This is a genomic window from Bradyrhizobium sp. NBAIM03 (assembly GCF_020194055.1).
Classification (GTDB): domain Bacteria; phylum Pseudomonadota; class Alphaproteobacteria; order Rhizobiales; family Xanthobacteraceae; genus Bradyrhizobium; species Bradyrhizobium yuanmingense.
In genome coordinates this window covers 106,536-130,308 of record NZ_JADYVS010000013.1, presented here as the reverse complement: position 1 = coordinate 130,308, position 23,773 = coordinate 106,536, and the positions used below count along the sequence as shown (strand labels likewise).

The following is a 23,773-nucleotide window of genomic DNA, read 5'->3' as shown; positions in this document are numbered from 1 at the left end:
TTCTCCCGAAAGACAGGTGCCATGAACTTGATCAAGAGCCTGGTGGCTTCCACTGCATTGCTGCTTGCCGTTCCGCAATTCGCGCGAGCCGAGATCCTCGTCGGATTCGTTACCGGCCTCAGTGGGCCGGTGTCATCGATCGGTATTCCCAACGCGAAGGGGATCGCGGCAGGTCAGGCCTATATCGGCGAAATTGGCGGCGAGAAGCTGCGGGTCATCCAGCTCGACGACGGCTCCGATCCGACCGCGTCGGCACGCAATGCGCGCAAGCTGCTGGAGCAGGAGAAGGTCGATATCCTGATCGGCACGTCCGGCGCTCCCCAGACGCTCGCGATGGCGACCGCGGCCATCGAGATGAAGATTCCGATGATCGCGGTGTCGCCGATCGCACCGGTGGCGTCAGGCGACGGCGGTCCTTGGGTCGTGCAGACGCCGCAGCCCACGCCGCTTCTGGTGCAAGGAATCGTGGACCACATGAAGGCGAAGAGCCTGACGACCGTGGCCTTCATCGGTTTCTCCGATGCGTTCGGCGATCTCATGTACAATTCGCTCGAGCAGAGTGCGAAGGCCGCCGGCATCAAGGTCGTCGCCAACGAGCGCTATGCCCGGTCGGACTCCTCGGTGACGGCTCAGGTGCTGCGCGCACTCGCCGCGCGTCCCGACGCCATCATGCTCGGCGGCACCGGCACGCCAGGCGCGCTGCCGGTCATCGCTCTGTCCGAGCGGGGATATAAGGGACCGCTCTACGGCAATCACGGGCTGATCAGCGCCGATTTCCTTCGTCTGGCCGGCAAAGCCGCCAATGGCATCATGTGCCCGACGGGACCTGTGACCGCGGCGGAGCAGCTTCCGGCCAGCAATCCGATCCAGAAGGTCGCCCTGGATTTCCGCGCGGCCTTCGAAAAGGCCAATGGCGAGGCGCCGACGGATTCATTCTCGTCCTATTCCTTCGACGGCTGGCTGATCTTCGCCGACGCCGCCAAGCGTGCGCTGGCAACCGGTGCCAAACCAGGCTCACCTGAGTTCCGTACCGCGATTCGCCAGGCACTGTTCACCACCAAGGAGGTCGTCGGGACGCAGGGCGTCTACACCTACACGCCGGCGGACCGGCATGGAGTCGACGATCGCTCGCGCATCATGGTTCAGATCGAGGACGGCAAGTACAAGCTGTTGCCTTGAGGTGCGAGCATGGTCGCAATGGAGAAAGATGCGCTGGCGAACATCAGCGAGGTGGTCGGCGGTGAGGACGTGACGCCTGCCTGGGCGCGCGCGATGGCGTCGTTTCCGCCGTCTGAGCGCATCCTCTCGACGATGCTCACGCGCCAGGCGGAGCGTTACGGCGATCGCCTTCTGCTCGTTGCCGGAGAGGCGCGTTGGAGCTTTACGCAGGCTGCGACGATTGCGGCTGCGTCGGCCCAGACGCTGGTCGATGCCGGGATCAAGCCGGGCGACCGGGTCGCGCTGATGTGCTCGAACCGTCCGGAGTTCTTGCAGGTCTATCTCGGCTGTGCGTGGCTGGGGGCGATTGCGGTCCCGATCAATACCGCCTTGCGCGGCTTCCAGCTGTCCCACATTTTCCGCAACTCGCGTCCCGCGCTGCTCGTCATCGAGGCTCAGTTCGCCAGCGCGGTCGAGAGTGTCGAGGCGGATGTCGAGCTGCCGCCTCGGACCTGGATCATCGGAGCTGCCGCCGACGCAATCGGTGCCAGGCTTTCCGCGGTCCCGCTGCCGCCTCTTGGCGCCGCAGCCCCGGCCGGCGCCGTGCGTCCCGGTGACACCGTTGCGATCCTCTATACGTCGGGCACCACGGGGCCTGCGAAGGGTGTGTGCTGTCCGCAGGCGCAGCTGTTCTGGTGGGGCGTCTATTCGGCGCGCGCGCTCGGAATCCGCGAGGGCGATGTGCTGTTCACCACGCTGCCGCTGTTCCACACCAACGCGCTGAATGCGTTCTATCAGGCGCTGCTGAACGGATGCACGTACGTGCTCGAGCCGAAGTTCTCGGCTTCCGGCTTTTGGGCTGCCGCGCGACAGCACAATGCGACGGTCGGCTATCTGCTCGGTGCGATGGCGTCGATGCTCCTGGCACAGCCGAAGAGCGCAGACGAGTCAATGCATCGTCTTCGTGTCGCTCTTGGCGGCGGCGTGCCGCCGCAAATCCACGGCCCGTTCCGCGAGCGCTTCGGCGTACCGCTGGTCGACGGCTACGGGTCGACGGAGACGAATTTCGTGTTCGCCGGCACGATTCCGTCGGATCGGGCGGGGACGATGGGGTACCTGGCCGATGGCATTGAGGCGCGGATCGTCGACGAGAATGATTCCGCGCTGCCTGATGGAGAGGCCGGCGAGCTCGTGCTTCGCGCGAGAGAACCCTTTGCGTTCGCGTCCGGCTATTTCGGCATGCCGGAGAAGACCGTGGAGGCCTGGCGAAATCTGTGGTTCCACTCAGGCGATCGGGTCGTTCGCGATTCCGACGGGCATTATCGCTTCATCGATCGCATGAAGGATTCCATCCGCAGGCGCGGCGAGAACGTGTCCTCGTGGGAGGTCGAGCAGGCGATCCAGGCGCACCCCGCGGTCGCTGCCTGCGCGGTCTACCCGCTGCCGTCGGAGTTGGGTGAGGATGAAGTTGCTGCTGCGATTCTGCTGGAACCGGGCCACTTGCTACAGCCCGTCGACATCGTCAGGCATTGCGAAGGACGGATCGCCTATTTCGCTATTCCGCGTTATGTGCGAATCCTCGGTCAGATGCCGCTGACGGAGAACGGCAAGATCAAGAAGGGCGTGCTGCGCGATGCCGGTGTCACGACGGATACATGGGATCGCGAAGCGGCCGGAGTGAAGGTACGACGCTGACGTCGTATCCGCTCAAGGTTTTTGCAAGGCGTCCCTGACGGCGGCCTTGAGTTCGTCGAGCTCGCCGATCAATCCATCGAACCGATCTGCCGGGAAATCCGCCAGCAGCTCGGCAAGCCATGCGCCGTGGCTCTTGGCCATTCGCCTGAAGATCTTGCGGCCTTCGACCGTCATACAGACGATCTGCACCCGCCGGTCGAGGTTCGACGCCGTGCGGGTGATGTATCCATCTGCGACCAGGCGGTCGACGATTGGCGTGAGGTTCCCGGCGGAGACCATCAGGCGCTTGGGCAGCTCTCCCAGCACAAGTCCGCTTGGTTCGCGGTCGAGCTGGGCGAGAACGTCGAAGCGGGGCATCGTGAAGTCGAACTCTTCGCGAAACCGGCGCCGCAACTCGCTTTCGATGAGGGACGTGCAGGCGAGCAGTCGGAGCCAAAGGCGTGTTTGAGCCCTGTACTCAGCCTCCTGATCCGTCTCGTTCTTGGCCGAAACAGGGGTGGACTCCTTCGCGAGTGCCAATCGAATCTCCCGGGCTTCGTGGCTTACGAAAGCTGGCGCAGCTCTCGTGACATTGGCAAGATAGTTCGTGCCAAAAGTAAATTCAAGGCTGGGTCCGAAGGATTCGGAATCGGCGCCGCCGTGCATCCGATTTACACTAAAATTCAGATCGACGCTGCGGCGAGGGGCGTGCCCTCCAGGGCCTTTGCAGAACCGCCTTGACAAGGCACGCGTCGAGGAAATATTTTATACTTAAAATAATTGGGTGAGAGCTCGGCGCAACGCGCGAAAGCGAGGGATCATGCGCATAGTCTGTATCGGCGGCGGGCCGGCCGGCCTCTATCTGGGCCTCCTGATGAAGCGTCGACATCCGGAACATGTCGTCACGGTCGTCGAGCGCAACAAGCCCTACGATACGTTTGGCTGGGGGGTGGTATTCTCCGATGCCATGATGTCTGCGATGCGTCTTGCCGACCCCGAAAGCGCGGCCGAGATCGAGGACGCCTTCAATCATTGGGACGACATCGAGCTGATCTTCAAGGGGACGCGCCAGCGCACGACCGGCCACGGCTTCATCGGCATTGGTCGCAAGCATCTGCTCAACATTCTCCAGAGGCGCTGCGAGGCTCTGGGTGTCGAGCTCGCCTTCGAGCGTGAGGTGGAGTCCGATCTCGAATTCCCCGACGCCGACCTGATCGTCGCCTGCGACGGTGTCAACTCCAGGATTCGCGCCCGCTATGCCGAACAGTTCCAGCCGGACATGGTGATCCGGCCGAACCGCTACATCTGGCTCGGCACCAAGAAGGCGTTCGACGCCTTCACGTTCGATTTCCAGAGGACCGAGCACGGCTGGTTCCAGGCACACATTTACAAGTTCGACGCGGAGACCTCGACCTTCATCGTCGAGACCACGGAAGAGACCTACAATGCTCACGGGCTGGGCGAGCTCGATCAGCAAGGGTCGATCGACTTCTGCGAGAAGATCTTCGCCGAGACGCTCGACGGTGCGAAGCTCTTGACCAACGCCCGCCATCTGCGCGGCTCGGCTTGGCTCAATTTCAGCCGCCTGATCTGCGGCAAATGGAGCGTGTTCAACGGCCGCTCCCATGTCGTGCTGATGGGGGACGCCGCGCACACCGCGCATTTCGCCATCGGGTCGGGCACCAAGCTCGCGCTCGACGACGCCATCGAGCTCGCCAACCAGTTCGATCACCATGGTCACGGGCGCGACCGCATCCAGACCGTGCTGGAGGCCTACGAGGAAGTACGCCGCGTCGACGTGGCGCGCATCCAGAACGCCGCGCGCAATGCGATGGAATGGTTCGAGGTGGTCGGCCGGCGCTATGCTGATACGCTCGAACCGCCGCAATTCTTCTATTCGATGCTGACGCGTTCCCAGCGCATCAGCCATGAAAACCTGCGCCTGCGCGACCGTGCCTGGTTGGAAGGATTCGAGCGATGGTTTGCCGCGCGCTCGGGCATCGCCGTCGAGGACGGCGAACGGGTACCGCCGCCGATGCTGACGCCGCACCGCGTGCGCGGCCTCACGCTGGCGAACCGCATCATGGTCTCGCCGATGGCGATGTATTCGGCGAAGGACGGGCTGATCAACGACTTCCACATCGCCCACCTCGGAGCGCGCGCCATGGGCGGCGCCGCGTTGATCTTTGCCGAGATGACCTGCGTCTCACCGGATGCCAGGATTACGCCGGGCTGTCTCGGGCTCTGGAATGATGAGCAAGCGGCACAATGGCGCCGGCTGGTCGATCTGGTCCATAGCCTCGGACATGCCAAGGTCGGCATCCAGCTCGGCCATGCCGGGCGGAAGGGATCGACCCGGCTCGCCTGGGAGGGGATTGACCAACCGCTGGCTTCAGGCAATTGGCCGCTGATCTCGGCTTCCGCGCTGCCCTATCTGCCGCACAGCCAGTTGCCGCGGGAGATGAACCGCAGCGATATGGACCGCGTCCGCGACGATTTCGTCGCCGCAACGCGCCGTGCTGCCGACGCCGGTGTCGATTGGCTCGAGCTTCATTGCGCCCATGGCTATTTGCTATCGAGCTTCCTCTCGCCGCTGACCAACCGGCGGACTGACGAATATGGCGGCAACCACGAAAATCGTGCGCGCTTTCCGCTGGAGGTCTTCAGGGCGATGCGCGCGGCGTGGCCATCCGATCGGCCGATGTCGGTGCGGCTGTCCTGCCATGACTGGACCGAAGGCGGCAACACGCCGGCCGACGCCGCGATCTTCGCTGCGATGTTCAAGGAGGCGGGAGCAGACGTGATCGATTGCTCCTCGGGACAGGTCTGGAAGGAGGAACGGCCGATCTACGGCCGCCTGTTCCAGACGCCATTCGCCGATCTGATCCGCAACGAAGTCGGCATCGAGACGATAGCAGTCGGTGCGATCTCCGAGGCCGATCACGCCAACTCGATTCTCGCGGCTGGCCGCGCGGATCTCTGCGCGATTGCGCGGCCGCATCTCGCCGACCCGGCCTGGACGCTGCACGAAGCCGCGCGCATCGGCATCACAGCGGTCAACTGGCCGAAGCAGTATCTGTCCGCCAAGGGACAATACGAAGCCAATCTGGCGCGTGCCGCTGCCGTGGCCGCGCAGTGAGCGAAGGAGGGATCGGATGAACTCCGTGGTAAAGATGATCCGGCGCGAATGGCTGGACTGGCCGTTCTTCGAGCCCCGCCATCTTGCGATCGGCGAGGCGCTCGATCGCTTCGTGCAGTCGGGAGCCCTCGACAAGATCGATCACAATGATGTGGATGGTGCCTGTCGCAAGCTTGTGCGCGCGATGGGCGCAGCGGGGTTGCTCGATTGCGCGGTCGCGGCGTCGCCCGATGGCGATGCGACGTCGATCGATTCCCGCTCGATCTGCCTGTCGCGCGAGTCGCTGGCCTATGCCGATGGCCTCGCCGATTTTGCTTTCGCCATGCAGGGGCTTGGCTCCGGAGCGATTGCACTGGGTGGCTCGGCGGAGTTGCGCAAGGCCGTGCTGCCGAAGGTGCGTTCCGGCGAATGGCTCGCGGCCTTCGCGCTCTCCGAGAAGGAGGCGGGGTCGGACGTCGCGGCGATGTCCTGCACGGCGCGGGTCGACGGCGACAACTACGTCATCGACGGCGAGAAGACCTGGATCTCGAACGGCGGCATTGCCGACGTCTATACGCTGTTTGCGCGAACGGGCGAGGCGCCGGGCGCCCGCGGCATTTCGGCCTTCGTCGTCTTTCCGGATGATCCCGGTTTTAGCATTGCCGAGCGCATCGACGTCATCGCGCCGCACCCGCTGGCCACGTTGCGCTTCACCAATTGCCGGATTCCCGCGAGCCGTAGGCTCGGCGCGCCCGGGGGCGGGTTCAAGCTCGCGATGCAGACGTTGGATATTTTCCGCGCATCGGTCGCCGCCGCAGCCCTCGGCTTTGCCCGTCGCGCGCTCGACGAGGCATTGTCGCATGCCCGCAGCCGAAACATGTTCGGTGCGACGCTGGGGGATCTTCAACTGACCCAGGCCGCGCTCGGCGACATGGCGACCGACACCGACGCGGCGGCGCTGCTGAGCTACCGCGCGGCCTGGCGCCGCGATGTCCAGAAGCTTCCGACGACGCGCGAAGCCGCCATGGCGAAGCTGACCGCCACCGAGACCGCGCAGCGCGTCATCGACCGTGCCGTCCAGATGTTCGGCGGCCGCGGCGTGCGCAAGGGAGAGGTCGTCGAAAGTCTCTACCGCGAAATCCGCGCGCTGCGCATCTACGAGGGTGCGACCGAGGTCCAGAAGTTGATTGTCGCCCGCGAGCTGTTGAAGCCGCGCTGAAGGGATTGAGAACTACGCATGAGCACGATCAGCAAGCCGGAAGCCCCCGTTGCGCGTGGTCTGCAACTGCTTCAGCCCAGCGGCTGGCCGCAGCCGAAGGGGTATGCGAATGGCGTCATGGCTGAAGGACGACTCATCGTGACGGGTGGTGTGGTCGGTTGGGACGCAGCCGGGCGATTTGCGGACGGCTTCGTTGCGCAGGTCCGCCAGACGCTCGAGAACATCGTCGCGATTCTGGCAGAGGGAGGCGCGCGGCCGGACCATCTCGTGCGCCTGACCTGGTACGTCGTGGACATGGACGAATATGTGTCGAACCTGAAAGCGCTCGGCAAAGTCTATCGCGAGGTCATTGGCACCCATTACCCTAGCATGGCGCTGGTGCAGGTCGTGCGTCTCGTCGAGCCATCCTCGCGTGTCGAGATCGAGGCGACGGCCGTCGTCCCGCGCTGACGAAGGCGTCGGCCGCAGGCCCGCGGCGAGACCGCGACGATGGAAAGCTCTCTACGGCGCCCGTGATGGATTGGAGCGAGAGCTCAATATTTTCAATCGGCTAAGGGGCGGCGTGTGCACCATGTGTGCACCGGGAGATGCACAAAAATCTATCGACTGCAAATTTGAGCAGACGGTCTGAGGCGTGATACTGAGCTCGGCTTCCGCGCGATCGAATTGACGAGAGCAGTGCAGCGACTACAACAGGCGTTTCGCCGCCGGTCATGAGTGAGAAAGAAGCCCAATGTTCCTGACCGAGAACGATCTGAATGAATTGGTGGCATGGCGACGCCATCTTCACGCCGTGCCGGAACTGTCGGGGCAAGAGGCAAAAACCGCGGAAGCCGTGCGGGCCCGTCTTCAGGCGGCGGGTGCCGACAGGATCGTTTCGGGCCTCGGTGGTCACGGCGTGCTTGGAATCTATGATGGACGTGAGTCTGGCCCGACGATCATGCTTCGGGCCGAACTGGATGCACTGCCGATTCAAGAAAAATCAGAACTCAAGCATCGATCGCTGATAGCAGGAAAGGCCCATCTCTGCGGTCATGATGGTCATATGGCAATTCTGGCGGCCGTAGCGCAAAATCTGAGCCAGCAACGTCCAAGCCGAGGTCGCGTAGCGCTCCTGTTTCAGCCGGCCGAGGAGGACGGGTCCGGTGCGGCCGCCGTTCTGGCTGACGCGAAGTTTGAGCAGATGCGGCCCGACTTTGTCTTCGCGCTGCATAACCTTCCCGGCCTCGGTCTTGGACAGGTCTCTCTTGCCGAAGGTTTGGTGAATTGCGCCTCGCAAGGAATGCAGATCAGATTATCAGGACGAACGACGCACGCGTCGAATCCGGAGCTTGGTGTCTCCCCGAAAGACGCGCTCGCCAGGCTTCTGCTGGAGATACCCGCGCTCGGGCGCGGGACGGAGCTAGACGACGACTTCTCAATGCTGACGGTCACCCACGCAAGACTTGGGGAGCCTGCGTTCGGTATCGCGCCGGGCTTCGGCGAATTGTGGGCGACACTGAGAACATGCACCGACATGATGATGGAACGGCTCCGCCTGGAGGCGGAAGACTTGGTTCGGCGCGTGACGGCCGGCAAGGGGCTGAGCACGGAAATCGCTTATCGCGACGTCTTCAATCATTGCGCAAACGACGTCGATGCTGTTGCCCAGCTTAGAAGCGCGCTGGACGCAGAGGGGGTGCGACATTCGGCGGAGGGCCTTCCACTGCGTGGCTCCGAGGACTTCGGACGTTTTGGCTCCCGTTCGAAGTCGGCGATGTTTTTCCTGGGAGCCGGCAAAGAGCATCCCGGGCTGCATGAGTCGAACTACGACTTTCCGGATCAGTTGATAGAAATTGGTGCAAGAATATTCGTGCGCACCATACGCAACCTGCTTGGCTAAATAGAGAATTCCGGACGGAGTGACAGCGTATCGCCTGCATGCCACATGTTGGATCGGCGCTTAGAACGATTTGAAACTAGAAGCTTTCGAAAATTTGCAGTGAAGTTCGAAGTAGGAAATCGCTTCTCCGATCACGACGGTTTCGTCGTGCAACCTTAGATAATTTCTAGGTCCCAATTCCTTCTCGCAGCACCGTCGTATGTTAGGAAGCGACGGGGACGTGCTTGCAAGTGGAATTGGGGCGCAGGAATGACGCGTGAACTCTCGGCCAGGAAAATCGTGCGTACACTATCGTTGGGCGCGGTGAGTTATCTCGCACTGTCGATGGAATCTTCGGGTGACCTTCAGCATGCGGTTGCGCAATCCAATCTGCCGCCCGTGACCGTGGATGCCTCCAAGCCGAGAGCTCGTCAGCCGGTCCAGAGATCACAGTCGACGCGCGCCTCGCGTGGACAGCGATCCGTCGCCGCGGCGCCTCCGCGCCAGGCTGCACCCGTTCCCTATGTGGTGCCCTCGACCGGAACGGTCGGCACGGTGCCGCCCGCCTACGCAGGCGGCCAGGTTGCAACCGGCGGGAGTCTCGGTCTGCTCGGCAATCGCGGCGTGATGAACACGCCGTTCAACCAGACGAGCTATACGGCGGAGCTGATCAAGAATCAGCAGGCGCGCACCGTCGGCGATGTGCTGTTCAACGATCCCTCGGTCCGGGTGAAGACGCCTGCCGGCAATGGCATCGATGGTGTCTACATCAGGGGCTTCTACCACGACAGTGGCGACTACGCCATGAATGGCCTCTATGGAATGGCGCCGTTCTATTCCACGTCAGCGAATTTCCTTGAGCGCGTCGAGGTTCTGAAGGGACCGGGCGTGCTTCTCGGCGGCATGCCGCCTGCAGGTGCCAATGGTGGTAGCATTAACTTGGTGACTAAGCGCGCACCTGACTTCGACATCACGCAACTCACTGCACTTTACATATCAAGGTCTCAGTTCGGACTGCAAACCGATGTGAGCCGTCGATACGGCGAACATAAAGAATGGGGCGTCCGGTTCAATGGTGAGGCGCGGGGCGGCTCGACTGCGTATGATCGGCAGACCGATCAGTTCGGCAACGCCGTGCTCAATCTGGACTACCGGGGTGAACGCGTGCGCTTTTCAACGGATATCGGTTATCAGGCTGATGATCTGAAGCCGCCGCTGCGGTTCCTGACGTTTACCACCAGTCCTCCGTTCGCGACCACCATCCCAGTTCCCGCCCTTCCGAAGCCCGGCGCCAATTACATGCCGGAATGGGCGACATGGAAACCGAAAGACGCGTTTGCCATGACGCGCGGTGAAGTCGATTTAACGGAGTCGGTGACGGCGTACGGTGCGGCTGGATATCACAAGAGCGAGATCGACTACGTCTATCCATCGCCGCGCATCACGAACGCGAACGGCAACTGGACGGCCGTTCCATTCAGCGGGCGCGATGTTTATGACAATTATACAGGTGAGGTCGGGCTGCGAGCCTCGGTGGATACCGGCCCCATCAATCATCTCTTGACTGTGAACTACTCGGCTTTCGAGCGAGATTACAGTTCGTTCGGCAGGGCAGGCGCTGCGATCAATTCAAACTTGTACAATCCGGTTCCGATCCCTTATCCCAACTTCGCTACCGTCGCCCAGAATCTGGAGACGCGAACCAAGCTTACCAGTGTCGGTATCGCTGATACGATGTCGATGTTCAACAACAGGCTTCAGTTTGTTGTCGGGGCGAGGCGGCAGACAGCGGGCGTAGACAGCGTGAACCTGCTGACCTCTGCCAAATCGAGTGTCGACGTTCCGACCTGGAGTCCCGGCTATGCGGTCATCGTCAAGCCGGTGGAGAACATCTCCCTTTACGCAAACTACATCGAAGGCCTTAAGGCGCCCGAAGTCGTTGTCGGCGCCACGTCGTATTCGAACGTTGGCGAGATCATTCCTCCTGCTCAGACCAAGCAGAAGGAAGTCGGCATGAAGGTCGATATGGGCCGGATCGGCTTTACTGCCAGCGCATTTGACATCACCAGTCCGAACATTATTTCGGTCGCAGTGCCGGGGCAAACCCTACCTGCGAGGCGACTTTCCGGCGAGCAGCGCAATCGGGGCTTCGAACTGTTCACCTTCGGGGAGGTGACCCCGACGTTCCGGGTGCTGGGTGGTGTGACCTTCATTGACGGCGAGGTCGTCAGGCAGGCGGTCTCCGTCGGATCGATCATCGTCAACTACAATGGCAAGGTTCCCGTCGGCGTGTCGGCGGTTAACTTGAACCTCGGCGCCGAGTGGGACACCCCGTTCCTGCCGGGACTGACTATGACCGGCCGGGTCATCTACACTAGCGAGAGCTACGCCAACGATGCGAATACGCAGGAGCTTCCTGCGTGGACGCGAGTCGACCTTGGCGCACGCTACACATTCGTGTCGCCTTGGAACGGTAAGCCGATTGTTGTTCGCGCCAGCGTGGAGAACGTGTTCAACGAGGCGTACTGGAATTCCTATCGCACGGTGAGTAGCGCGGTATCACTCGGCGCGCCGCGCACCTACCTCCTGTCGACGACGTTCAATTTCTGAACGCTGGTCCTTGGTACTCCCGATGCGCACCGCCGTGGATCTGGTCCGCGGCGGTTTTTCGTTGGTCCATAATCAGCAAGCTGCACTTGTCGCGATTGATGACAGTGTCATGAAACACCACCGCGATAAAATCGCACCATCACGCCACATCGGAAAAGTTCCTCCTTGCGCAGTTAGAATTGCAGCAATCTTCGTCGCGTCCTGAAATCCCAATAGTTTTCCGCGTATTGGCGCGCAAGCGCGGAGGTTGCATTGTGTCCGCCCGTCGCCAATTTTGAGGTCTTACAAAAAGTCGCGTCGATATTGCTTTGACCCTCGTCGGCTTCTCACCTAGTCAAACGTCTCTGCTTTCGCTTTCCGAAAAGGGGATCGCGCCATGATGGTGTTCGACAGAGACGACGTCACCTTCACCGTCGTCGTCAATCACGAAGAGCAATACTCCATCTGGCCGACGTTCAAGGAGATTCCGGCCGGCTGGAAGGCGGTGGGCAAGTCCGGCAGCAAGAAGGAATGTCTCGACCATATCGAGCAGGTGTGGACCGACATGCGCCCGCTCAGCTTGCGCAAGTTCATGGACGGCGCGTCGCCTCAGCAGACGACGTAGTCAGCGAAGTCCGGTCGTCCGATGCGGCTTCTTTGTCTGCCCTATTCCGGCGGAACTGCCATGTTCTATGCGCGGTGGCGCAGGCTGCTGTCGTCGTGGATCGACGTTCGGCCGGTGGAATGGCCCGGCCGCGGTGCGCGCATGGACGAGCCGCTGGCGACCGATCCGCGCGTGCTGGCGGCACAGCTGGCTGGTGAACTCGCCGCGCAGCTCGACGGGCCCTACGCACTATTCGGGCACAGCCTCGGTGCCGTGATCGCGTTCGAGCTCGCACATGGCCTGCTCGATCGCGGGGCGCCTGCGCCGGCCATTCTCTTCGCCTCGGGTGCGGAAGCGCCGGCGGTGCGGGACGGCAGCAAGTGGCGCCATCCCCTGAGCGACCAGGCGCTGATGCAGGAGCTGCGTGATCTTCAGGGCACACCCGACGAGGCGCTGTCGAATGCCGAGTTGATGCGATCCGCGCTGCCGGTACTGCGCGCAGATTTTCTGATGTGCGGAGCCTATGCCTACCGGCCGCGGCGTCCATTGCCGTGCCCCGTACACGTTTTTGGCGGAGCGGACGACGAGACCAGCCGCGAAGCACTCGAGGCTTGGCGGCTGGAGACCTCGGCGGCATTCACGCTCGATATTCTGCCCGGGCATCACTTCTTCATTCACACACAGCAGGCCGAACTGATCGACCGGATCGGCTGGGCGCTGGCCCGGCAATCGGGGCGATCGACCGGTTTGCATCGGAGCGAGGATCATGAGCGCGTTCTCCGTCCAGCCACTCATTGAGGGCAAGGCTCTTCCCATGCTGCTTAGGGCAGGTGAGGCCGGGCAGCCGCTCGGCGAATCCCTTCCCATGCTGCGTGCAACGATCGACCGGTACCTCACCGACAGCGGCGGCATCGTGTTTCGCGATTTCGCGCTCGATGGTCCCGATGCGTTTCGAGCCTTCGCGGCCGATTTCGGCCACCCGCTGCTGACCTACGAGTTCGGGTCGACGCCGCGTTCGCAGGTGACCTCAGGCGTCTACACGTCCACGGAGTATCCGCCGCACCAGCATATCCCGCTGCACAACGAGCAGGCCTATACCCGCGATTGGCCGATGAAGATCTGGTTCTACTGCATGCAGCCAGCGCTGGAAGGCGGCGAGACGCCGATCGCCGACAGCCGCGCCATCTATCGCGACATGCCGCCGGCCATTCGCGAGCGGTTCGCCGAGAAGGGCGTGATGTATGTGCGGAACTACGGCAACGGGCTCGACGTCGATTGGCAGCAGGTGTTCGGCACCGACTCCAGATCGGAGGTGGAAGCTTACTGCGCTCGCCACGACATCGAATGCGAGTGGAAGGAAGATGGCGAACTCCGTACGCGCCAGGTCTGTCAGGGCACGGCGCAGCACCCGGTCACGAAGGAGTGGGTCTGGTTCAACCAGGCGCATCTGTTCCATGTCTCCAATCTCGAGCCGGAGGTGCGCGAGAGTCTGCTCGACGTGGTCGAGGACGAAGCCGATCTACCGCGCAACGTCTTCTATGGCGACGGTTCGACGATCGAGGACGAAACATTGTCAACGGTCCGGACCGTTCTGGAGAGGCACAAGATCAGCTTTCCCTGGCAGGCTGGGGACGTCGTGATGCTCGACAACATGCTCACCGCGCACGCGCGGGCCCCGTTCAGGGGTCCGCGCAAGGTGATCGTCGCCATGGCGGAAGCTCATCGGCAGGGGTGATCGGCAAGGGTGATCAGCGGCACGTCTCATTCGGGCGGCGGGGATTTCCGGCGCGCGGCCGGACAGGAATTTGAGAACATGGACAGATCCGACCTCGTCGAACGCTTGCGAGAGCATGCCGCCTTGCGACCGGAGAAGGTGGCGTTGCGATTCCTGGAGGGCGACGACGTTGCCGATGAGCTGACGTTTGCCGCGCTGGACGCTCGGATCAGGGCGCTTGCGGCATGGTTTCAGCAGATGGGCGGTGCGGGCGAACGGGCGGTGATTCTGCTTCCGAGCGGGATCAACTATGCCGTCGCATTCTATGCCTGCCTGTATTCGGGCGTAGTCGCCGTGCCGGCGTATCCGCCTGAGGGCGGTCCCGAGCGCTATGCAGGACGACTGAACGGTATCCTGCGGGATGCCGCGCCTCGCTTCATCCTGGTGGAGACGGGGCTGCGCGGTCTCATCGAGGCGGCATTGCCCGAGCTCGCCGACGTGGAGATCGTTGCGGTGGACACGATTTCGCCCGATCTCGCCGCGGACTGGTGCGAGACGAGGCCTGCCACCGATGGGATCGCGTTCCTCCAATACACATCCGGCTCGACCTCGCAGCCGAAGGGCGTTTGCGTCTCCCATGGCAATCTAGCGGCCAACGAGCGTGCGATCGAAGCGGTTTGTAGTGGAACGCCGAACGATGTGTTTGTGAGCTGGCTGCCGCTCTATCACGACATGGGGCTGATCGGCGGACTTCTGAACCCGCTGTTCACGGGCTTTACCGGCGTCCTGATGTCGCCACGGAACTTCCTGGAGCGGCCACGGCGCTGGCTCGAGGCCATCGACCGTCACGGCGGCACGTTGAGCGGTGGCCCCGACTTCGCGTACTCACTCTGCACCGACCGCATCTCGGAAGAGACCATCCGTCGGCTCGACCTCAGCCGGTGGAGGTTTGCGTTCTCGGGCTCGGAGTTCGTCCGCCGCACCACCTTCGAGAAATTTGGCGACCGGTTTGCGCGGGCCGGGTTCGATCGACGGGCGTTGACGGCTTGCTATGGACTTGCGGAGGCGACGCTGCTGGTCACGGCCAGCGACATCACCGCCGAGACCGTCAGCTACACGCTCGACACCGCGGAACTCGCCGCCGGCCGCATCGCGAGCGCCAGCGAAGGCACGGACCTCGTGGCATGTGGTCGAACTGCTGCTGGTCACGCCGTGCGCATCATGCGCGTCGACGAATCGGCGGTGGCCGAGGCGAATGAGGTGGGCGAGATCTGGGTCACTGGTCCCAGTGTCGCGCTCGGCTACTGGAACAATGTCGAGGCCACGCATCAAGCCTTCGTCGAGCGAGATGGTGCGCGTTGGCTGCGGACCGGCGACATCGGCTTCCTTCGCGACGGCGCACTCGTGGTGGCCGGTCGTCTCAAGGACCTGCTGATCGTTCGCGGGCAGAACGTCTATCCGACGGATGTTGAGCAGGCGGTCGAAGCCGAGGTCGAATCCGTCCGCAGCGGACGGGTTGCCGCCTTTCCCATCGAGGTCGAGGGGCGTGAAGCCATCGGAGTGGCGGCGGAGTTCAGCCGCGCCGTGCTCAAGCGTAGCAATCCGGAAGCGCTCGCACATGCGATCGGCGAAGCCGTGCTCCGGCAGGCGCAGGAATATCCGGCCGTGATCGTTCTGCTGAACCCGCAAGCGATGCCGCTGACGACGAGCGGCAAGCTGCAGCGGTCGGCCTGCGCAACGCGTCTCGCCGACAACACGCTCGACAGCTTCGCGGTGTTCGAGAGAGGGCGTCGCCGCGGCACTGCATCCGTGACGGTGCCGGCGAGCGATACCGAGCGTGCCGTCGCTGCGATGTGGTGCGAGGCGCTTGGCGTCGCGGCGGTGCATCGCGAGGACGATTTCTTTGTGCTGGGCGGAAACTCGATCGCGGCTGGCCAGGTTGCTGCTGCGATCCGCGACCGCCTGGACGTGGAAGTGGAGCTGCGCACCTTCTTCGACGCGCCGGCGCTTGCGGCCTTCGCTGGCCGGATCGATGCTCTGGCGGGCACGGGTGCTGGCCGGGCGCTCCCGCCGATCCCATGGGCCGTCGCGGCCGATCGCACGATGCTGTCGCACGCACAGGAGCGGCTCTGGTTCCTCTGGAACATGGATCCTGCTGGGACAGCCTATACCGTTGCGAGCACAATCGGTCTGAAGGGACGGCTCGACCGTGCAGTGCTTTCGCGTGCTTTCGGCGAGATCGTCCGTCGTCACGAGATATTGCGCACCACGTTCATCGCCAGAGACGGCCGTGGGACGCAGCTCGTCCACGATGTCATGAGCATCGGCGTTCGGCACGAGGATCTCCGCGCCTATTCTGTGCGGGAGCGCTCCGAGCGCGCGGAGACGGTCAGGCGATCCGAGCTCGGCAAGCCATTCGATCTCGTGAACGGGCCATTGTTGCGCGCCGTGCTGCTTCAATTCGCGGACGATGCCTACGAATTGCTGTTGCTGGCCCATCACATCATCGTCGATGGATGGTCGCTTGATGTGCTACTCGAAGAGCTAGCCGCTCTCTATCGAGCCGGTACCGGTCAGGACGCAGGCGTGCCGCCGGTTCCGGCAATTCAATATGCTGATTTTGCGGCCTGGCAGCGAAGCTGGCTTGCGGGCGGCGAGGGCGATCGGCAGCTCGCCTATTGGCGCGCCAAGCTCGGCGATGTTCACCCGGTGCTGGCGCTGCCGCATGATCGGCCGCGCCCGACGATCCAGAGCCATGCCGGCGATACGATCGGTCTGGCCATCGACGCCGTGCTTGCGTCCCAGCTCCGGGAGATCGCCGGCAAGCAGCGCGTCAGCGTCTTCATGCTACTGCTCGGCGCATATTACGCGCTGCTCCATCGCTACACCGGGCAGAGTGATTTGCGTGTCGGCGTGCCGGTCGCCGGGCGCCGGCATACGCAGCTCGAACGACTGATCGGATGTTTCGTCAACACGCTGGTGCTGCGGGCCGAGATGACCGCCGAAGCGAGCTTCACGAGCCTGTTGCGTCAGGTCAGGGAATTGGTGGTCGAGGCACTGGCGCACCAGGATCTTCCGTTCGAAATGCTGGTCGACAGCCTCAAGCCCGAACGCAGCGGTGGGCAAAATCCCCTGTTCCAGGCGAAGTTCAACTACATGACGGCGCCGGGCGGTTTCTCCGGCGTGGAGGGGCTCGCTGCCGACGTCGACATTGTCGATCTCGCTGGTTCGCATTTCGATCTCGCCCTCGACGTCATCGATGGCGTCGGGATGAAGGTCACGTTCAACTACGCCACCGACCTATTCGATCGTCCGACCATTGCACGGCTGGCGGCGCAATTCGGTTCGATGCTGCGCCAGATCGCCGACAACGCCGAGCGGCGGATATCGGACTTCGTCATCGACGACGGACACCGGCAGACCGTGCCGAGTGAGGCTGCGGCGTTCGGCTTCGCCGATATGGTGAGCCTTCATCGCGCGGCGACAGTCGATCGACAGACCGCCATCGCCATTCGATGCGGCCGGGGGCAACTGACCTTTGCGGCGCTCGAGCAGCGGTCAAATCGTATCGCACACGCCCTCATCGCGAAGGGCGTGGCACGCGAGACACCGGTTGCGCTGTGGATCGAGCGCTCTCCGGCCTTTGTCGTCGCCTTGCTCGGTGTGCTGAAGGCGGGCGGCTCTTATGTCCCGCTCGATCCGAAATGGCCGTTGGAGCGCGTCCGCCGTATCCTGACCGACGGCGGCATCGACATCATGCTTGCGGCAGGCGACAAATTGACGGATGCGCGCGAGCTGGGCTGCCTGGTGCTCGACGCGGAGGCGGAAGCGGCGCGCGCCGAGGTATCGAGCCTGCCGCTCGACACGACCATTCATCCAACGCAGACCGCTTACGTCATCTATACCTCCGGATCGACCGGCGCGCCTAAGGGCGTCAGCGTCTCGCACGGGGCCTTGGCCAATTATGTCCAGGCTCTGCTGCAACGTCTGAAGCCGCGCCCGTCGGCGAGCATGGCGATGGTTTCGACGGTGGCGGCCGACCTCGGCCACACTGTCCTGTTCGGTGCGCTCGCATCCGGCGGCACGCTGCATCTGCTGTCACCAGAGGCCGTATTCGACGCGGATGCGTTTGCACAAGCGATGCGCGAGGGCGAGGTCGACATTCTCAAGATCGTGCCGAGCCATCTGCGAGGGCTGCTTCAGGCCTCGCACTCGGCCGATCTGCTCCCCCGCGACGCGCTCGTCCTGGGCGGCGAGGCGTGCGATGGCGCGCTGCTGGACGACGTCCGGCGTTTGCGGCCGGAATGCCGGATCCTGAATCATTACGGGCCCACGGAAACGACCGTCGGTGCGGTGACGCATGAGTGCGCGGCAGGCCGCGGGGACGGTTCGGTTCCGATCGGTCTGCCTCTTGCCAATCTGCGCGTCCATGTCCTCGATGACGCCTTGAACGAGGTGCCGATCGGAGTCGTTGGCGAGCTCTATGTCGGCGGCGCTGGGCTGGCGCGGGGCTATCGCGGCGCGGCGGGCCTGACCGCGGAACGCTTCGTGCCGGATCCGTTCGGCGCCGCGGGCGGGCGCCTCTACCGAACCGGGGATCGCGTCCGCTGCGACCGCGAGGGCCGGCTGATATTCCTGGGTCGTTCTGACGACCAGATCAAGTTGCGCGGCTATCGCATCGAGCTGGGCGAGGTCGCGCGCGTCATCAAGGCGCTGCGGGGAATCGATGACGCGGTGGTCGTGTCACGCGCCATCGGTGCGAGTGAGCGCCAGGAGCTGATCGCCTATTGCGTGCCCGAGAGCGGCGCCGGTCCGCAGGCCGAGGCGATCAAGCAACAGCTGGCTGCAATCGTGCCGGATTATATGGTTCCGTCACACATCGTCATGTTGGTGCGACTGCCGCTGACGCCCAACGGAAAGATCGATCGTCGCGCCTTGCCTGAACCGGCCGAACAGGGGGCGTCGGCCGGCTATGCCGCGCCTGCGGGGGATCTTGAAGTTGCGATCGCGGCGGTCTGGTGCGAGGTGCTCGTTCGCGAGCGCGTCGGCCGGAATGACAATTTCTTCGAACTCGGCGGCGATTCGATTCTGAGCCTGCAGATCATCGCCCGCTTGCGCAAGCGCGGCATCCGGCTGACGCCGAAGCAGATCTTCAGCCAGCAGACGGTTGCCGGGCTGGCGACGGTCGCCGTTATGTCGGCGGGGACGACCAGAAAGGACAGACCGGCGGCGAGGACGTCAGTCGGCGGCGACACCGCATCTGGCATGCCCCGTCTGATGCCGATTCAGACGCGCTTCTTCGCCGAGGACATTGCCAACCGGGATCACTGGAACCAGGCGGTTCTGCTGCTGCCGCGGATGCAGGTCGACTGGGAGACGCTGCGGCGCGCGCTTGCGGCCATCCTGGACCATCACGATGCGCTGCGTTTGCGGTTCAGGCAGGTGGATGGCGCCTGGCGGGCGGAGCAGGGCCCGGCACCGGCGTCATCCGAACTGCTGTGGCGTCATGCGGGCGTCGCCGGCGCGACGGAGGTCGTGGCGCTCGCCCGCGCTGCGCAGGAAAGTCTCTCACTGTCTTCGGGACCGCTGCTGCGGGCTGTCGGCATGGACCTGGCGGACGGTAGCCAACGCTTGCTGCTTGCGATCCATCATCTCGTCGTCGATGGCGTATCCTGGCGCATCCTTCTGGAGGACCTGGCGTTGGCCTATGACCAACTCCAGCGTGGCAGTCCCGTCGCGCTGCCGCCGAAGAGCGACTCCTATGCCTCGTGGAGCGAGCGGCTGCATGCCTATGCGGTAACCGCCGAGATCGCGGGCGAATTGCCCCATTGGCTGGATTGTGGCGCCGGCGCGCGTCTGCCGTGCGATGACGACCATGGCGACGTCGATCGCGTCGGGGACGGCGGCGAGGTGTCATTGGTGTTCGATGCCGACCTGACGTCGCAACTGCTCGAACAGGCGCCGGCTGCCTATCGGACCCAGGTCAATGATCTCCTGCTCGCCGGTCTCGTCCGTGCGGTGTCGCGCTGGAGCCAGCACGACGAGATCGCCGTGGAGCTCGAAGGCCACGGCCGCGAGGATATCTTCCCGGATGCGGATGTGTCCCGCACCGTCGGCTGGTTCACGACGGCCTTTCCGGTCCGGCTGAAAGATGCAGGCGACGAGGCGTCGCTGATCAAGGCGGTCAAGGAGACGCTTCGCGCGATTCCGAATCGCGGGATCGGCTATGGCGTGCTGCGCCATCTCGGCTCCGGGCAGCAGCGCCAGGCTCTGGCGCAATTGGCAGAGCCGCAGATCGTCTTCAACTATCTAGGCCGATTCGATGCCAACGTAGGGACCAACCAGCGCTTCTCCTTCGCAGCGGAGAGTGCAGGTCCCTCGCGTAGCGCCACGGCCCCGATGCGCGGTTGGCTGAACATTACAGGCCTCGTGCGTGAAGGCCGGCTGGAATTATCTCTCGGATACGGACGCAAGCGCTACCGGCACGCGACCATCGAGCGGCTCGCCGCACATTACAAGGACGCATTGCGCGAACTGATCGCCCATTGCTGCAATGGAGCGTTCGGTCTCACGCCATCGGATGTCCCGCTGTCGGGGCTCGCTCAATCCGATCTCGATCGGTTGGCTGCGAACCTGGATCTTCGCGGCATCGAGGACATCTATCCGCTCTCGCCGATGCAGCAGGGCATGCTGTTTCATGCGCTGCGCGATGGTGCCAACGACGCCTATGTGAATCAGGTCGGGCTCGAACTGTTCGGCGTCGATGCCGGCAAGCTGAAAGCCGCGTGGCAGGTGGTCAGCGACCGGTATGCGGCCTTGCGGACCGGATTTGTCTGGCAGAATCTGTCGGGTGCTGCGCAGCAGGTGGTGCATCGTCATGTGACGGTGCCGTTCGTCGAGGAGGATTGGCGCGGGAGCGCGCCTGCGGATCTGCAAGCCGCGCTGGCGGAGATATCCCGGCGTGAGCGCGAGATGGGCTTCGACGTTTCGCAGCCGCCCCTTCAGCGTATCCGTCTGATCCGTCTCGACGACGACAGGCACTGGCTGATCTGGACCCATCATCACATCTTCGTCGATGGTTGGAGCTCGGCCCGACTGGTGGCGGAGGTGTTGCAGCAGGCGAGCGGTCGCCCGCTGCCGGCCGTGCAGGGCAGCTACCGCGACTACATCGCATGGTTGCAGGGTCGCGATCGCGAGAGCGCCGAGAGGTTCTGGCGCGAGGCTTTGGCAGGGCTCGAGGCGCCCACATTGCTCGCGAACACGCTGGCGCCCTCCAAGACATCCCCGGCCGAAGGCCATGCCAGTGTCGGGCTTGCGGTGGACGCAGCGCTGACCGAGCGGCTGAAGTCCTTTGCCAAGCATGAACGGGTGACGCTCAATACGCTCATCCAGGGTGCGTGGGCACAGCTGCTGCGGCGTCATTCGGGGCAGTCCGCGGTCTCTTTCGGCGTGACCATCTCGGGCCGTCCGGCCGAATTGCCCGGGTCCGAGGAGATGGTGGGCCTCTTCATCAACACGCTTCCCATCGTCGATGCGACCAGCCCGCAAGCTATCGTGGGCGATTGGCTGCGCCAGTTGCAGGAACAGAATTTGGCGATGCGCGAGCACGGTTGGACGCCGCTCTACGACATTCAGCGCCTCGCCGGCCGTGCCGGGCAGCCGCTGTTCGACAGTATCCTGGTGTTCGAAAACTATCCGATCGACGAGGGGGTGCTGCGAGGCGGGGAAGGTGGTCCGCGGCTGGGACGTGTGGCGCATGTGACGCCGACGAACTATGCGCTGGCGGTCGCGGTGTTCGCCGCCGGCGATCGGCTGAACATTGAATTCAACTATGACCGGAGCCGGGTCGACGAGGCGGCGATCCTGCGCCTTCGCGACATTCTCCACGCCCTGCTGGAACGGATTGCGGCGAATTCGGAATGTGCGCTCGGTGATCTCTCTGCGGCAGTCGAGCAGGACGCGCGACGAGCTCTCGAATGGAGTGGCGCAGCGCGGCTGACCTCCGCATCATCCTGCGCCGACGTCGTGATGCATATCGAAGCACAGGCCGCGCAGGCGCGGTCTGCCATTGCCATCGTCTGCGGCGACCAGCGCATCTCCTATGGCGAGTTGAACGCGCGTGCGAACGCGCTCGCACGACGCCTTCGCCTCTGGAACGTCGGTCCGGATCGGCTGGTCGGCATTGCCTTGAGCCGAAGCCCGGACATGATCATCGCGCTGCTCGCGGTTCTGAAGGCCGGAGGCGCCTATCTGCCGCTCGATCCGGATTATCCGGCCGAGCGGCTTGCCTACATGCTGCGTGACGGCGGCGCGGCGCTGGTCCTGACGCAAGGCGCGCTGCTCGAGCCGCTTGCACCGGTGCTGCGCGAAGCCGGGGTCGAGGCGCTCTGCATCGACGAGCCATCGCCGCGCGCCGGCGAGGACGGCGGGAACCTCGACATCGAAATCCATCCGGACAGCCTGGCCTATGTCATCTACACGTCCGGGTCGACCGGCGCGCCGAAAGGCGTGGCGGTTGCGCGCGGACCGCTGGCGATGCATTGCGAAGCCATCGGCCGGCTGTACCGCATGACCTCGCGTGACCGCGAGTTCCAGACGGCATCGATCAATTTCGACATCGCCCACGAGCGATGGCTGGTACCGCTGATGACGGGCGGTTCGCTCGTCCTGCCTTCGAAGCCCGGTCTCCTGATTGACGATCTCGTCAGCGAGATGACCCGCAATGCGGTGACCTCGATCTTCCTGCCGCCGGCCTATGCGGATCAATTGAGCGCGGCATTGCGGCAGGGTGGGCGCAGGCTGGCGATCAGGGCCTGTATCGTCGGCGGCGAAGCCTGGTCCGATACCGGGGTCAGGGCATTTCGAGAAGCTTTCATTATCGATCTTCTGGTCAACGCCTACGGCCCGACCGAGACGGTGATCGCGCCGACGGCGTGGATCGTCGACGCCGCCGCGTTGACACCTCACCAGCCCGCACCGATCGGACGGCCCGTTGGTGCGAGGTCGGCGCACATTCTCGATTCCGACCTCAATATCGTTCCCGCCGGCGTCACCGGCGAGCTGTTCATCGGTGGTGTTGGCCAGGCCCGCGGCTATCTGAACCGGGCTGCACTGACCGCGGAGCGGTTCGTCCCCGATCCGTTCAGCGACGATGGCACGCGCCTCTATCGCACCGGCGATCTCGCGCGCTGGCGCAACGACGGCGTGATTGAATATGTCGGCCGCGCCGACCAGCAGGTGAAGATCCGCGGCTTCCGTATCGAGCTCGGAGAGATCGAGGCGCGTCTGCTCGAGCAGCGTGGCGTGCGTGCGGCGGCCGTTGTGGCGGGCGAAGGCCGGACCGGGCGCCAATTGTTCGCCTATGCGAGTGGCGGGCCGTCGCTCGACGGCCGCGCCTTGCGCGATGCACTGTCCGCCGTTCTGCCTGACTACATGGTGCCGTCGTCGGTGACGGTGCTGGAGCAGTTGCCGCTCACCGCTAACGGTAAGATCGATCGGCGTGCACTGCCGGCGCCGGGCGAGGATGCGTTGGCGAGTCGCACCTACGAGGCACCCGAGGACGAGATCGAGCTGGCGCTGGCCGGGATCTGGGCGGAGCTGCTCGACGTCGATCAGGTCGGACGCAACGATCACTTCTTCGAGCTCGGCGGACATTCCTTGCTCGCAGTGCGGGTGCTGAGCCGGGTGTCGCAGGAGATCGGCGTGTCAATCGCGGTCTCGGATCTGTTCGCTCATCCCGATCTTGCCTCATTTGCCCGGGTCGTGTCGATCAGGCTCATCGAGCAAGAATTCGATGCCGAAGAGCTCCAGGAACTGGTGGGAACGGAGCAGTGAGC

Annotated in this window: 12 protein-coding genes; 11 read left to right on the top strand and 1 reads right to left on the bottom strand. The window is 63.8% G+C overall.

Translation table 11 applies throughout. The annotated features are described in order from the left end of the window. Window positions 1-21: 21 nt before the first annotated feature. Entirely contained in the window at window positions 22-1,179 is a 1,158-nt protein-coding gene (locus I6F21_RS20685; RefSeq protein ID WP_225142728.1) for an ABC transporter substrate-binding protein, read from the top strand. Window positions 1,180-1,188: 9 nt separating this feature from the next. Beyond that, window positions 1,189-2,853, top strand: a complete 1,665-nt coding sequence (locus I6F21_RS20680) for an ATP-dependent acyl-CoA ligase (protein WP_225142730.1) — start codon at window positions 1,189-1,191, stop codon at window positions 2,851-2,853. 12 nt (window positions 2,854-2,865) lie between these two features. Here the strand turns inward: I6F21_RS20680 and I6F21_RS20675 are convergent, their stop codons facing one another. Next, the gene (locus I6F21_RS20675; RefSeq protein ID WP_036013463.1) at window positions 2,866-3,372 is read right to left on the bottom strand and encodes a MarR family transcriptional regulator; all 507 of its coding nucleotides are present in this window, start codon (window positions 3,370-3,372) and stop codon (window positions 2,866-2,868) included. Window positions 3,373-3,652: 280 nt separating this feature from the next. On the opposite strand from I6F21_RS20675, the gene I6F21_RS20670 reads away from it, so the two are divergent. From I6F21_RS20670 to I6F21_RS20630, 9 genes are all read left to right on the top strand, one after another. Then, a complete protein-coding gene (locus tag I6F21_RS20670; RefSeq protein WP_225142732.1) occupies window positions 3,653-5,971 on the top strand; it encodes a bifunctional salicylyl-CoA 5-hydroxylase/oxidoreductase in 2,319 nt (772 codons plus the stop codon). 16 nt (window positions 5,972-5,987) lie between these two features. Then, a complete protein-coding gene (locus I6F21_RS20665) occupies window positions 5,988-7,169 on the top strand; it encodes an acyl-CoA dehydrogenase family protein (RefSeq protein ID WP_225142734.1) in 1,182 nt (393 codons plus the stop codon). Window positions 7,170-7,187: 18 nt separating this feature from the next. Next, window positions 7,188-7,619, top strand: coding sequence for a RidA family protein (locus tag I6F21_RS20660; RefSeq protein WP_225142736.1), 432 nt, complete (start codon window positions 7,188-7,190; stop codon window positions 7,617-7,619). A gap of 283 nt (window positions 7,620-7,902) precedes the next feature. After that, window positions 7,903-9,051 (top strand): amidohydrolase, encoded by a 1,149-nt coding sequence (locus tag I6F21_RS20655; RefSeq protein WP_225142738.1) that lies wholly within the window; start codon window positions 7,903-7,905, stop codon window positions 9,049-9,051. Window positions 9,052-9,300: 249 nt separating this feature from the next. Then, window positions 9,301-11,640, top strand: coding sequence for a TonB-dependent siderophore receptor (locus I6F21_RS20650; protein ID WP_225142741.1), 2,340 nt, complete (start codon window positions 9,301-9,303; stop codon window positions 11,638-11,640). A 376-nt stretch (window positions 11,641-12,016) separates the two neighbouring features. Continuing rightward, the gene (locus I6F21_RS20645) at window positions 12,017-12,244 is read left to right on the top strand and encodes an MbtH family protein (protein ID WP_036013449.1); all 228 of its coding nucleotides are present in this window, start codon (window positions 12,017-12,019) and stop codon (window positions 12,242-12,244) included. Window positions 12,245-12,265: 21 nt separating this feature from the next. Continuing rightward, entirely contained in the window at window positions 12,266-13,021 is a 756-nt protein-coding gene (locus tag I6F21_RS20640; RefSeq protein ID WP_225142743.1) for an alpha/beta fold hydrolase, read from the top strand. Continuing rightward, window positions 12,990-13,958: a TauD/TfdA family dioxygenase gene (locus I6F21_RS20635; RefSeq protein WP_036023852.1), complete on the top strand. Its 969-nt coding sequence runs from the start codon at window positions 12,990-12,992 to the stop codon at window positions 13,956-13,958. The genes I6F21_RS20640 and I6F21_RS20635 overlap by 32 nt, the downstream gene beginning before the upstream one ends. Window positions 13,959-14,036: 78 nt before the next feature. Then, a complete protein-coding gene (locus I6F21_RS20630; RefSeq protein WP_225142744.1) occupies window positions 14,037-23,771 on the top strand; it encodes a non-ribosomal peptide synthetase in 9,735 nt (3,244 codons plus the stop codon). The last annotated feature ends 2 nt before the right edge of the window (window positions 23,772-23,773 follow it).